General features: G+C 40.0%; 16 protein-coding genes. 15 read left to right on the top strand and 1 reads right to left on the bottom strand.

The window, feature by feature from the left end:
* Nucleotides 1-73 precede the first annotated feature (73 nt).
* The gene (locus tag ACN6MV_RS13635) at nt 74-400 is read right to left on the bottom strand and encodes a winged helix-turn-helix transcriptional regulator (RefSeq protein WP_042127276.1); all 327 of its coding nucleotides are present in this window, start codon (nt 398-400) and stop codon (nt 74-76) included.
* A gap of 194 nt (nt 401-594) precedes the next feature.
* Here ACN6MV_RS13635 and ACN6MV_RS13640 point away from each other — a divergent pair, with 194 nt between their 5' ends.
* From ACN6MV_RS13640 to ACN6MV_RS13710, 15 genes are all read left to right on the top strand, one after another.
* The gene (locus tag ACN6MV_RS13640; RefSeq protein WP_339290845.1) at nt 595-1,377 is read left to right on the top strand and encodes a GTP cyclohydrolase II; all 783 of its coding nucleotides are present in this window, start codon (nt 595-597) and stop codon (nt 1,375-1,377) included.
* A gap of 78 nt (nt 1,378-1,455) precedes the next feature.
* Nucleotides 1,456-2,511 carry an ABC transporter ATP-binding protein gene (locus ACN6MV_RS13645; RefSeq protein WP_419886538.1) on the top strand — a complete coding sequence of 352 codons (1,056 nt, stop codon included), beginning with the start codon at nt 1,456-1,458 and terminating at the stop codon, nt 2,509-2,511.
* A 97-nt stretch (nt 2,512-2,608) separates the two neighbouring features.
* Nucleotides 2,609-3,388, top strand: coding sequence for an ABC transporter permease (locus ACN6MV_RS13650; protein ID WP_042132143.1), 780 nt, complete (start codon nt 2,609-2,611; stop codon nt 3,386-3,388).
* 48 nt (nt 3,389-3,436) lie between these two features.
* Nucleotides 3,437-4,180 carry an ABC transporter permease gene (locus ACN6MV_RS13655; protein WP_170880268.1) on the top strand — a complete coding sequence of 248 codons (744 nt, stop codon included), beginning with the start codon at nt 3,437-3,439 and terminating at the stop codon, nt 4,178-4,180.
* A 113-nt stretch (nt 4,181-4,293) separates the two neighbouring features.
* Nucleotides 4,294-4,923 (top strand): hypothetical protein, encoded by a 630-nt coding sequence (locus ACN6MV_RS13660; RefSeq protein WP_419886539.1) that lies wholly within the window; start codon nt 4,294-4,296, stop codon nt 4,921-4,923.
* 34 nt (nt 4,924-4,957) lie between these two features.
* A complete protein-coding gene (locus tag ACN6MV_RS13665; RefSeq protein WP_042127285.1) occupies nt 4,958-5,428 on the top strand; it encodes a GNAT family N-acetyltransferase in 471 nt (156 codons plus the stop codon).
* A 354-nt stretch (nt 5,429-5,782) separates the two neighbouring features.
* Complete coding sequence (mraY, locus tag ACN6MV_RS13670) at nt 5,783-6,736, top strand: phospho-N-acetylmuramoyl-pentapeptide-transferase (RefSeq protein WP_419886540.1); 954 nt, start codon at nt 5,783-5,785, stop codon at nt 6,734-6,736.
* Between the two features lie 47 nt (nt 6,737-6,783).
* A complete protein-coding gene (locus tag ACN6MV_RS13675; RefSeq protein ID WP_042132144.1) occupies nt 6,784-7,095 on the top strand; it encodes an ArsR/SmtB family transcription factor in 312 nt (103 codons plus the stop codon).
* An 81-nt stretch (nt 7,096-7,176) separates the two neighbouring features.
* Nucleotides 7,177-8,355 (top strand): MFS transporter, encoded by a 1,179-nt coding sequence (locus ACN6MV_RS13680; RefSeq protein WP_419886541.1) that lies wholly within the window; start codon nt 7,177-7,179, stop codon nt 8,353-8,355.
* A 171-nt stretch (nt 8,356-8,526) separates the two neighbouring features.
* Complete coding sequence (locus ACN6MV_RS13685; RefSeq protein ID WP_076118319.1) at nt 8,527-9,147, top strand: thermonuclease family protein; 621 nt, start codon at nt 8,527-8,529, stop codon at nt 9,145-9,147.
* Nucleotides 9,148-9,307: 160 nt separating this feature from the next.
* Nucleotides 9,308-10,084 (top strand): (S)-benzoin forming benzil reductase, encoded by a 777-nt coding sequence (locus ACN6MV_RS13690; protein WP_042127291.1) that lies wholly within the window; start codon nt 9,308-9,310, stop codon nt 10,082-10,084.
* A 145-nt stretch (nt 10,085-10,229) separates the two neighbouring features.
* Nucleotides 10,230-10,685, top strand: coding sequence for an NUDIX hydrolase (locus ACN6MV_RS13695; protein ID WP_419886542.1), 456 nt, complete (start codon nt 10,230-10,232; stop codon nt 10,683-10,685).
* Between the two features lie 91 nt (nt 10,686-10,776).
* The gene (locus tag ACN6MV_RS13700; RefSeq protein WP_042127295.1) at nt 10,777-11,880 is read left to right on the top strand and encodes a PRK06851 family protein; all 1,104 of its coding nucleotides are present in this window, start codon (nt 10,777-10,779) and stop codon (nt 11,878-11,880) included.
* Nucleotides 11,881-12,028: 148 nt separating this feature from the next.
* Nucleotides 12,029-12,772: an AzlC family ABC transporter permease gene (locus ACN6MV_RS13705; protein WP_375102794.1), complete on the top strand. Its 744-nt coding sequence runs from the start codon at nt 12,029-12,031 to the stop codon at nt 12,770-12,772.
* Entirely contained in the window at nt 12,769-13,080 is a 312-nt protein-coding gene (locus ACN6MV_RS13710; protein WP_052414590.1) for an AzlD domain-containing protein, read from the top strand. Before ACN6MV_RS13705 ends, ACN6MV_RS13710 begins: the two co-directional genes overlap by 4 nt.
* Nucleotides 13,081-13,109 lie beyond the last annotated feature (29 nt).

Here is a 13,109-nt window from a genome sequence, read left to right on the forward strand (position 1 = left end):
GAAGAACTTAAAATGCCCTTTTTGTTGCCGAATTTACGGAACAAAAAGGGCTCTTCAAGTTAGTGGAGACCGATTAATTTGTAACACCAAGCTCAATCCAGTCTGTAGACCAATTTCCAATTTCACCAAGTATAGGAGCCAACGCGGTACCTTTTGGAGTAAGGGAGTACTCAATGCGTACGGGCATTTCTGGATATACGGTTCGCTCAATAATACCTTCGATTTCCATTTCTTTTAATCGGTCAGATAACACTTTACCACTTAGATTAGACAGACAGCTTTCAATTTCGCCAAAACGACGTGGACCTGGCATAAGCACGAAAACGATCAGCGCGACCCAACGTTTACTTAGCAAGTCTACCGCTTTTTCAAAGCGAGGACACATGTTGAAATCATTCATAATATCACCTCAACATTCATTATATCATAAACTTACATAAAGTAATTATAAATATTTAAAGATATATTATAACTTGACGAAGTTATATTACAATGATAAACTTACTTACAAATAGTTACTTATATTTTAACTAATATTTGATCCTTATGTATAGCTACAGCTATACTAGATGAACATTGAGGAAGGTGTTACACATGACAAAACCAGATATTATTTCAATCCTACAAAATAAAATTACTCGTATTCCTTTAGCAAACAGTACAAATATATTGGTTGGACCGATTACTTTACCTGTGAATTTAGACGGAGAGACTGTTACTTTTAAATGGTACAACTGGTTGAACACTACAGATGCAGAGCTTCTTAAAGGAGACAGCAATGAAGCAACCGCCGCTTTGATTTCCAAGTTACCATCCATGAGCCTTGCAGATGGACAACAATCCAGTGTGTTAGTATATGGTGATTTCGAGGGTTCCGATGAAGCTCTAATTCGGATGCACAGCATTTGCCATACCGGAGATATTTTTGGCAGTAAACGTTGTGATTGTGGCTTCCAGTTGCATCAGTCCATGAAAATGATCGTAGAGCATGGCTCAGGTGCGTTATTTTATCTGGCTAACCATGAAGGCAGAGGCATTGGACTGTTCAGTAAATCTTTAGCGTATCTTTTACAAGAAGAAGGATACGATACAGTTGAGGCTAATTTGGAGTTGGGTTTTGTTGATGATTCTAGAAATTATGAAGAAGCGATTAGTGTTCTACAACATCTTCGTCATAAACCAGTCACGCTAATTACGAACAATCCGAAGAAACTGGAAGCTCTTAAGGCAGCTGGAATGAACGCTGTGAAAAGAGTAGCGCTATGGGGAGATGTATCTTCGTTTAATGAGAAATACTTGCGTACCAAAGTGGCTCGTTCAGGACATCTAGAGGCAGTAAAAGATACAAATCCAATCGTAGGAAGACTGGCTAAGTAAAAATTGAGGTAGTGCTTTTGGACTTCTTCTATTATAATGGGTTACTGGAACCCAACTTTAAGCTTAGTGAGGTACAATATGACTGCTATTCAAGTACAAGACTTACGTAAAACATTTAAAGTGCAAAAAAACCGCGAAGGTCTCAAAGGGGCCTTCGCTGATTTGTTTAAAAGGGAGTATACGGAAGTAACTGCGGTGAAGGATATATCCTTTTCCATTCCCGAAGGTGAGATTTGTGGTTATATCGGCGAGAACGGTGCTGGAAAATCAACTACGATCAAGATGCTCACGGGTATTCTCGTACCCACTTCAGGAAATCTTTCGGTGGGTGGTTATGTTCCTTATTTGGAGCGCGAGAAATTCGTGAAAAATATCGGTGTGGTGTTCGGGCAACGCAGCCAGCTATGGTGGGACATTGGGGTCATTGAATCCTTCCAGCTGCTGCGCAAGGTATACCGGGTATCTGAACAAGACTTCAAGAAACGGCTGGATGAATTGGTCGAACGATTGCAGCTGCAAGAACTTCTGAATCGTCCCGTTCGTAAGCTTAGTCTCGGTCAGCGGATGCGTTGTGAATTAGTAGCAGCATTGCTTCATAATCCGTCGATTGTATTTCTGGATGAACCGACCATTGGCTTAGATATTGTGGTGAAATCAGAGATCCGTGAATTTCTTAAAGATATGAACCGTGATCATGGGACAACCATCCTGCTGACTACACATGATTTGCAAGACATTGAAGCCCTTTGTTCCCGGGTGATTATGCTTGATGATGGCCGTATCATTTATGACGGAGGACTGGAAGACCTGAAGCAACGTTGGGGAACCGGACGTGAAGTTCAATTTCAATTCGGGAATGCAACGAAACGGCAACTGCTTGAGCTTTGGACTGAAGGGATGCCGGTTACTTGGTCTGCAGAGAACGATCTTGGAGCATCGGTTTGGATACCGCTGGATATAAATGTTTCCGATGTTTTGGGACGGGTAGTAGGGAAAGCTGACATTACTGATATCAAAATTATTGAGACGAATACGGACGATATTGTTCGCAGTATTTATCAATCCGGGTCTGCGGATAAACCAGAGAAACAAGCTGCCGCTCTGAAGGATGAAAGAGAGGCTTTACATGTCTGATAAGCTTAATGCTGCAACAGCTATGTCTTCTTCCTCAGGAGGTTCGTCTTCAGGTGGTCCTCCAGAGAATAGTCGGAGATTACTATTTGGGGCGTACATGGATTTTATACGCATCCGGTTCCTTACCATGCTTGCTTATCGGATTAACTACTACTCAGGTATTCTTATCTATTCCTTGAATATCGGGGTTAACTATTTCACATGGATGGCCATCTATGGGAATGGGGATTCACTTGGTGGCTTTACCGCAACGCAAATGACGTCTTATGTTGCTGTTTCTTGGATGGCACGTGCGTTTTATTTTAATAATCTAGATCGTGAGATTTCTACGGATATACGAGACGGAAGCATCGCTATTCAGTTTATAAGGCCTTATAACTATGTCTTAGTCAAAATGATGCAAGGACTCGGAGAGGGCATGTTCCGCTTCCTCTTGTTTATGATTCCCGGTATGGCTATAGCGATGTTGTTGTTCCCGGTTCAATTACCGACAGCACCATCTGCTTGGGCGGGTTTTCTTGTAATGCTCTTTTTCAGCTTTTTGATTAATTCACAGATCAATATTATTACGGGGCTCTCGGCCTTCTTTGTTGAGAATAATGAGGGCATGATGCGAATGAAGCGGGTAATTGTTGATCTGTTCTCCGGTCTGATCGTGCCGATCAGTCTGTTTCCTGACTGGCTATCTTCTATACTTAAGGTGCTGCCGTTTCAGGCGATTACTTACTTGCCGGGCTCAGTGTTTACGGGACGAGTGCAAGGGGTTGGGATTTGGAATGTACTGGGGATCCAGATCGTTTGGTTCCTGGCCTTACTGATTCCAATTGTCTGGTTATATCATGCGGCGCGGCAGCGTCTCTTCGTGCAGGGAGGTTGAGGAAACGTGTATTACCTTGGATTATTAATTGAATACATCAAGAACTATATGAAGTCCCGGCTCACCTATCGTGCAGACTTTTGGGTAGAGGTCATATCAGATTTACTTTTCCAGGCCACCAACTTTATCTTTATTCTGGTGATTTTCATGCATACGGATAGCCTAGGCGGTTGGAATCAGAACGAAGTAGTGTTCGTGTATGGATTCTTTATGGTGCCTTTTGGGGTGTTTAGTTGTTTTGTGAATCTATGGGGATTTAGTGAGCGTTACATCGTTAAAGGTGAGATGGACCGTATTCTGACACGCCCAGCGCATAATTTATTCCAGATCTTTTTGGAAAATGTTGATCCACCAGCACTAATGGGCTCTTTCATAGGTATTATTATTATGGCTATTAGTGGCAGTAATCTGGGTCTTCCCTTTGAATGGTGGACGATACCAGCTCTGATCATTCTTACGTTAAGTGCCGTCGCCATCTATACTGGGATTTATACAACATTGACTTCATTGTCTTTCTATTCGGATGCTCCTACGGGCATTCTTCCGTTAATGTATAACATTCAGACTTATGGCCGTTATCCGGTAACGATTTACAATCGGGCTATTCAGGTACTACTCACGTGGATCATACCGTTTGCATTCGTCGGAGTCTATCCGGCAGCGCTCTTCCTACAGCGAGAAGAGATGACAAACCTTGCTCTCTTGACGCCAGTTGTAGGTGCGATATTCCTTGGAATTGGTCTCTTAGCTTGGAGTTATGGCGTTAGAAGATATAAGGGAGCAGGATCTTAAGTTAAGCTAGTGTCTTGTTATGTTGGAAAGGCTACCTTCGGGTAGTCTTTTTTTCACTCCTAATTCATCAATATGCTAAAATCATTAATGAATACAATAGGGAGGAATCATTAATGAATGTGATAGATACTTTACCAGAACCCGAAAAATTAAAAAAACTTTTGAAAATTCTTTCTTCTCTAAATATTGTCCTATGCACAGAGGAATGGCTTCGCTATCATAGGTTTGTTTCTGAATTCGATAAGAATGTTTCCTTAGCATCGATTGATAATGGATCAGGTGATGATTTGTTTATTATTTTTGCACCTCAAGGAACGATAATTAAAGGATTTGATCATGAGTCAGAAATAAGTCCATATGCGCGCGACGAACATGAAGTTTGGCCAGGAATCTATGAAGAAGTCCCAACCTCACTATTGTCTTTTCTTGAAGATGAGGCGATAAATAAGGATGATGTTACTTTTTGCTTTTGGCGTGAAAATAATGACTTGACGTGGCAGAAGGGGAAGGTAGAGATTCCAGCGGGGGCAGAAGATGGCTCGGACTTTTTGCTAGAGACTATTTTCGGCACAGCTGAAGATTTTGTGGAATTTGCTGAAGGTTATTTTGAAATCACGCTCCCCTTAGAGATTATTGCAAAGGTTTATGAGGGGGCAGCCATTACGAAAGAGATGATCGAAGCGTTAAATCCTGATGGTGACGTAGAGAAAATCCTTCGGGAGTTAACGGAGTTAGACTCATAGGTGCCTATTGATTTTGAGCATAAGGTGGTGCGAAATGAAACTTTACATGGAAAAGCTGAATGCTGATGCTGCTAGGAATATATTAAGCTGGCGATATGAACAACCTTATGATTTTTACAACAATGAACAAACGCCTGAAGCCATAAGTGAAATGCTTGCTGAATCATATTTTTCCATATTTGATGATAATAAAGAGTTAGTAGGGTTCTTCTGTACAGGAAGCTCAGCGCAGGTTCCAAATAAGTCATATACATATTCTCAGGGGTTTATAGACATTGGATTAGGGATGAGACCAGAATTTACAGGGCAGGGAAATGGGACTCTATTTTTCACAGCTGTTCTAAGTAAAATGGATTCAATGTTCGGGAAAAGCTCAAAACGTCTGACAGTGGCAAAGTTTAATGAAAGAGCGATACGTTTGTATGAGAAATTGGGATTTAGCCGGGAAACTGAATTTTTAAAAGGAAGTACTGTATTTATTGTTATGGTTAAGGTTAAAGCTTGATACCGGACCATTCTATTCTATTTGGGATAACAATTGTCGATTACTGGAAGGTGAAGAATGTTCAATAAATGAAGGGCTGCCGATAGGCAGTCCTTCATTTATTGAACGGAAGTATTTTTTAATGTGGAGCGAAAATAGGAAATAAAAACAGAATACTTTCTCTTTTTCAAAATTTTATTTACATATATCATTTTACTAAAGATACAAGTGAGAGGGATAAAACTTTACTTTACATAATTCAAGCGATCTTAATAACTCTCAAAACAATTTTGTGAGTGTGAGTTAGGTTCAAAAGTAGGAACACTTGGAGTGGAAATGTTAAAATGATACTTTTCAAAGAGGGGAGTTTGTTATATGTTTGGAATTATGGCTATTTCCGGCCTGTCTTTTCTTCTAGTGGCGATGTTTACGCCGCTGTTGATCTGGACGCTACACAGGCTGGGGCTAACGCAGCCGATTCGCTCCGAGCTACCAGCAGATCATCAGGCCAAACGTGGTACACCGCTTATGGCAGGGTTGGTCCTGCTTATCGGGATAGCGATCTCGTTACAGTTTCATCCCGGACCTCTAATGTTACTCTTATGCGTCACGTTTTTGTTGTTCAGCTCAGTCGGATTTCTGGATGATTTCAAAAAGGCTTTTTGGCAAAATCCGTCCGGCATCACCGGCCGCACAAAGCTAGTGTTGCAATTTATTTTTACTGGATCCATTTTGTATGTGTTGTTCCATTCGTTAGGCCTGACGAGCGATAATGGGTTATTTCAAGGGCACTATTTGCAATTGCCTTTGTATCTTTATGTCGGAATCATTTTGCTGTTTGTGGTGGGCACCGCAAATGCCATCAATTTTACGGACGGTCTTGATGGGCTACTGATCAATGTAGCCATTCCAACGTATTTTTTCTTTTTTATGATTTCGGACAAACCTGAAGTGCAGACATTTTCCCTTGTCATGATTGGCTGTCTGCTGGGGCTGTTCCTTTACAATATTTATCCGGCAAGAGCGTTTATGGGCGATACAGGATCACTGGCGATCGGTGGCTCTCTTTCCATTTTAGCTGTCATTGAGAAGGTCGAGCTTTTGATTCCGATTTTGTTTTTCGTCTATTTTGCAGAGCAGTTGTCGGTCATATTACAAGTTTGGTACTATAAACGAACTAAGCTGCGGCTGTTCCGAATGGCTCCGATTCATTACCATTTCAGCTTAAAATACGGATGGAGCGAAAACAAAATCGTGATGATTTTCGGTTTTATTTCGTGGGTATCCGTACTGCTTTGCTGGTTAATTTGGAAATTTCTCATGCACTAAATAACTTTTATATTTACAAATCTATAAAAGTAGATATAATGAAACGCATGGAACCTTTAATGATATTTAAAGCTTTATCTAACGAGACACGTAGTCAAATTATGATGTGGTTAAAAACTCCAGAGGAATTCTTTGATGAAAAGCCTTATTTACAACAAGGCCTGAGTTTTCGAATTGGTATATGCGTGGGAGATATTCAAGCTAAAGCGGGACTTGCACAGTCTGTTATCTCGAGTTACTTGTTGACTATGCAAAAAGCTGGTTTGTTGGAATCTGAGCGGATTGGGAAGTGGACGTATTATCGTCGGAATGAGAAGACAATTCAGGAGTTTTCCGAGTATATTAAACAGAAACTATAAATGAGAGGAGGGAAGATTTTTTTTGATAATACATATCTACAAATCTATATATGTGAATATAAATGGAGGAGTGTTTTAAAAATGAAAAAGATTAACCCGTTGCTTATCATTATTCTGGCTTTAGGTGTATTTGGTATTATCACTACGGAAATGGGAATTATAGGTGTTCTACCACAGATAACTCAAAAATTTAATATAACGACTTCACAGACTGGATGGCTTGTAAGTATATTTGCTTTAGTCGTTGCCATTTCTGGTCCATTTCTAACATTACTGGCTTCTGGTATTAATCGTAAAGTTATTCTATTAACGGCTGTACTTATTTTTGCGATTTCAAACATTGTGTATGCTTATACGACCATGTTTGAAGTAATGCTTATTTTCCGTATTATTCCAGCTATATTTCATCCAATCTTTTTTTCAGTTGCTCTTGTGACCGCTGCTCAACTTGTCCCACCAGAAAAGAGTACTAAGGCAGTTACAAAGGTTTTCGCCGGAATCACAGTCGGGTTTGCTTTCGGTGTGCCTTTGACTTCTTATCTCGCTGACAAAATATCGTTAGAAGTTGCTTTTCTGTTTGGTGCTGTTGTAAGTATAATTGCCTTTTTAGGGATACTCGCTTGGCTTCCTTCCATGCCTGTTAAAGAAAAAATGTCTTATGGCAAGCAGCTTGGTATATTACGTAAACCCCTATTATGGTTAAATATAGTGACAGTTATTTTTATATTTGCAGCGATGTTTTCTGTATATAGTTACTTTGCTGAGTATCTTGGTCAAGTAACACATATGAATGGGTCATGGATTAGTATCATGTTAATGGCCTTTGGTATAGTCATGATTTTTGGAAATTTTTTATTTGGGGGCCTTTTACATAAAAGCATTCCAAAGACCGTCATCATGTTTCCTCTGCTATATGCGGTAACTTACTTCTTCGTTTATTTTCTAGGATCTTATTTCATTCCAATGGTTATTATCATAATTATTTGGGGGGTAGTGCATTCCGGCGGACTCATTATCAGTCAAGCATGGTTAACGACCGAGACGAAAGAAGCTCCCGAATTCGGTAACAGCTTGTTTATTTCATTCTCCAATCTTGGAATTACAATAGGTACTTCTATCGGTGGTTGGTTTATTTCTCGCTCAGGTATACATGAACTCATTTGGATTGGGATTATTTTTTCCCTGCTTGCTTTCTTATCGATCATAATCAAAATAAAAATCTCCAACTTAAACGTAGCAGAAGCTAAGCTGGGTGATTAACGGAGATTATAATTTTAATAAAACAGCGACAGCCATGTATCTTATTTTTCTGGTACATAGTTGTCGTTGTTTTCTATATTAAGTAATACAAACTTGTGTTTTTCACGGTTTTGCTTTATTTTAATTAGACCCCATGAAGCTATTACATATGTTTAAGAAAGAGGTTTATTTATGAGTAAAATGTATCTTATGAAAATCTGCATGGCCATCATCCTCCTACTAGGAACCGTTACCGGTTGCACTATTGTAGAGCAGTCTGCTTCAGATCCTGTTCCAGCAATAACTACGAGTCCTGAGCCTAAATCTGATGCTACCGCAAAGAATACAGTAGAGGACAATAGACGTTTACTAGATGCTAAGGTAACACGGGTAGTTGATGGTGACACCATGAAGCTGACGATCGACGGTAAAAAAGAAACTATTCGATTGTTACTAGTTGATACTCCTGAATCCGTTAATCCGAATATTCCTGAGCCACAACCATTTTCGATAGAAGCCTCTGATTATGCCAAAAAGATGCTTACCAATAAAGATGTGCAAATTGAACTGGATGTATCAGAACGAGATAAATATGGTCGTCTACTCTGTTATCTCTATATCGATGGCAAAATGTTTAATGAGCTTCTGCTAGAGCAGGGTTATGCACGTGTGGCATATGTATTTGCACCTAATACGAAATACGTAGATCAATTTAGAGCTATTCAGGATAAAGCAAGAGAGCAGGGAATCGGCATCTGGAGTATTGAAAATTACGCGCAAAACAATGGTTTTCATGTTCCAAAAACGAAATAAACATCTAGTAATCAAGATTCATAGAGCTACCATGAGGTAGCTTTTTTTATATTAGGTAGAACATGCACGTAATGGATGTATTTGACAAGGCGATTCTTTAAATGTGATACTCTAGTAGTTGGTATTAGTATCAGGTTACAATTCGAGGAGGATTGCCCTTATGAAATACTTCATTATTACAGGAGCTTCAAGAGGAATTGGAGAGTCAATAGCAGAACAACTAGTCTCTCCTGATCACTATCTGTTTTGTATCTCACGTGAAAGAAATGAGAGTTTAGTAAGCAAAAGTAGTAATATAACCTATTATGAATTTGATTTGAATCACATTCATCTGATTGAATCTCTGATGGGGAGTATTTTCAATTCTATTAACGTGTCAAAAGCGGAGGGAATCTACCTTATTAATAACGCTTCAATGATTTCTCCTGTCTCATTTATTGATACAGCAAGGGTTGATGAAATAACGGGAAATATAAATGTGAATTTATTAGCTCCTATTATACTAACCTCAATGTTTATAAAGCATACGAATGGTCATCTAATCGATAAAAGGATCTTAAATATATCATCCTCTTCTGCTAAGAATCATCATCCTGGCATGAGTCTGTATTCAGCAGCAAAAGCTGGGTTAGATGTTTTTTCACAATGTGTGGGACTAGAACAAAATCACTCCAAAACACCAGTTGGAATTGTATCGATCTGGCCAGGAATGATTGATACCAATCTGCAAAGAGAGGCTAGAAGCCAGGATAAATCAACATTTCCATCAGCAGAGATATTTGAAGTAGTTAAGGAAACTGGGATGCTCACAACAGCACAGGAAACAGCACAACAAATCATTGAGTTTTTGTTTAAACCTAATTTTGAACACGGTGCAATTGTGGATATTTATGATTATTCAAAACTTCAACAGCATTTAAGTATATCAACAGACTAAAATAACTACTTTCCGGAGTGTATTGTGCGAGATATAGATTACAGCAATTATTATTCGCAGGATAATGATCGGATCTGGACTTACTGAAGATGAATTTCTGGAAAAGAACAAAAAAATATAAGCATTAAGGAGAGGGTGCTGTTTAATGAGTAATTATATTATGGAGCTAAGAAAACATGTGGGTACCAGGCCGCTTATTATGGCAGGAGCCTGTGTATTGTTGTGTAGCGAACAGCAATTACTTTTACAACGTAGAACGGACAACGGTTGCTGGGGATTGCCAGGTGGCTCGATGGAGCTTGGGGAGACTTTGGAAGAGGTTGCTAAAAGGGAGCTTTTTGAGGAGACAGGTTTACAAGCCAGAGGACTTGAATTGTTTGACATGTTCTCTGGACAAGAACTTTATTACAAATATCCAAACGGTGATGAAGTATATAATGTAGTAGCAGCTTATCTAAGTACGGAATTTGACGGTGTGCTTAAAGAAGATGGAATTGAAGTACAAGAAGTCCGTTTTTTTAATTATGGAGAATTGCCTAGCGAGTTGTCACCTCCTGATGCTCCAGTCATTAAGAGATTTATGGATCATTTTATGAAGTAAGACCACATCTCACTTAAAGTGTCACCTTTCCCAGCGGTCAATAATACGATGAATTATGAACCATGACATTAGCCCGGAAAGGTGTGCGATTATGAACGGAACAATCCTCAATTTCTTTGCTGGCGGCAATACGGCTCACGGCTTTTACAATCTCTATGAGTCGTCATTGCAAAGTTTAACACGTCTGTTTGTATTAAAAGGAGGTCCCGGAACGGGGCAGACCAAACTAATTAGAGAAATCGGAGAGCAGTTGAATCAACAAGGCTATGAGATTTGGTTCATCCACACTGCATCAGATAACGATTCACTAGACGGTGTCGTTATTCCCAAATTAAATGTAGGAATCTTTGATGGAGCTGCTCCGCGTGTAATTAACCCTGATCTTCCTGAAGAGACTATCGTGTTCGTAGATTTAGAGCAAGCGGTTGATCTGTTTCAGTTAAGCCAGCACAAGTTGGAAATCGATAAATTAGTTGCTGCAATCAGCCAAGAGCATGATTTTGCTTACGCTGGTTTTGCTGAAGCCCTTCGCATTCATGACGAATGGGAAGCGATATATATCGCGACAATGAATTTTCAAGCAGCTGATGAGCTGACACAAGAGTATATTAAGCTTTTGTATGATGATCAGAAATCTGAACATTCCAGCCGTATAGATCATCGTTTTTTAGGGGCGGCGACGCCTAAGGGGGCAGTGGATTTTGTTCCTAATCTAACCGCAGGATTAAAAAGATATTTGGTTAAAGGACGTGCGGGCTCCGGAAAATCAACACTGTTGAAAAAAATAGCGGCTGAAGGCATCAAGCGTGGCTACGATGTTGAAATTTACCACTGTGGCTTCGATCCAAATAGCCTTGATATGATTATTGTGCGTGAGCTTGGATTTGCTATTTTTGATAGCACGGCTCCACATGAGTATTATCCAGATCGTGTCACTGATGAGATTGTCGATATGTATTCGCGTTGTATACAACCTGGTACAGATGAAGCATTCTCCGAAGCTATAGCCGGCATTAAAGAACGGTACTCCAGCACCATGAAACAGTCCACACAGCATCTGACAGACGCAAAGGTATTCCTTGATGCGTTAAAGCAAATTTATGCTTCTACCGTGAACATTAATCGATTAGATCAGATTAGATCGCAGATCGTACAGGAAATTAACGAGATTGTTGAAAGTCCACTGGAGGTATAAAGCTTCATTAAAGATCGTTCTCTTAGAGGGCGGTCTTTTTTATGAGAAAAGAAATTGGTATGGTACATACGCACCCATGCGGTCATTTCCACTGGATCGGTATCCAAGTATGCTCTCTCTAGGACAACGATAAGGGAGAGAGAAACTTATGAATGATCAGAAAGAACTGTTTAGAACAGGACTTAAAGATTCCGTCGCAATCGTTGCAGGATTTATTCCTGCGTGCTTTACGTTTGGATTGGTCGGTAAGGGGTTAGGTCTCGGTAGTCTGGAGGTATTCTTATTGTCAGCGCTAGTATTTGCGGGGGCTAGTCAATTTATAGGTGTAAAAATGCTTGCCGCAGGAGCAGCCGCTCCAGTAATTTTACTGCTTACGCTGATCATTAACCTAAGATATTTGTTTATCAGCTTATCCTTTGGAGGGCAGTTAAATCGTAATATTAGCTATCTTGCGCGAACCTGGATTGGCTTTAGTTTAACAGAAGAGGTATACGCAGTTAGTATGCTCACTCGAGAGAAAGCAAACCCTAAATCAGTGAATGAAAAATCTAACCAACCCCTAGAACTTCCTTATTTGCTGGGCTTACAAATCCCTCCCTATGTCGCTAACCTGCTAGCTACGGCTTCAGGGATAACCCTTGCTTCCTATATTCCAGCTTTTTATTTACCGGCGCTAAATACTTCATTATACGCCTTGCTGATTGCACTTGTTGTACCTCAATTGAAAGGCAGCTTACGGAATATGGCTATATGTATATCAGCTGCAGGATCATCATGGCTGCTGCACCCCTTGCTGGGAAACTCTTCGATCCTTGTAGCTATGATAATCGGCATGGCAGTGGGCTCCTTGTTTAGAGTACGAGTTCAAGCGGAGAAAGGGGTATCCCTATGACTATCTTAATCATTGTGGGTATGGCTGTTATTACATTTTTATTTCGTTTTGTGCCTTTGCTACTTACAAATCATTCGAATGGACCCTCCAAAGTTCAAGCGATGCTAGAGTATTTGCCTATAGCGGTTCTTAGTGCGCTAACGGTACCTGGAATCATTCAGGTAGACCCAGATGTTAATCTTGTGGGTATCGCATCAGGGACTGTCGCTGTTATACTGGTATTAATTAGAAAAATTCCGCTGCTCCTCGTGATTCTAGGCTCTGTTTCCGCAGCACTACTCGTAAAAATGCTTACCCTTTATTTTTGAACAAAAGTCGGAACAGAAGGGGAGGACCT

The organism is Paenibacillus sp. B-A-8 (assembly GCF_048572915.1).
Taxonomy (GTDB): Bacteria; Bacillota; Bacilli; order Paenibacillales; family Paenibacillaceae; genus Paenibacillus_AQ.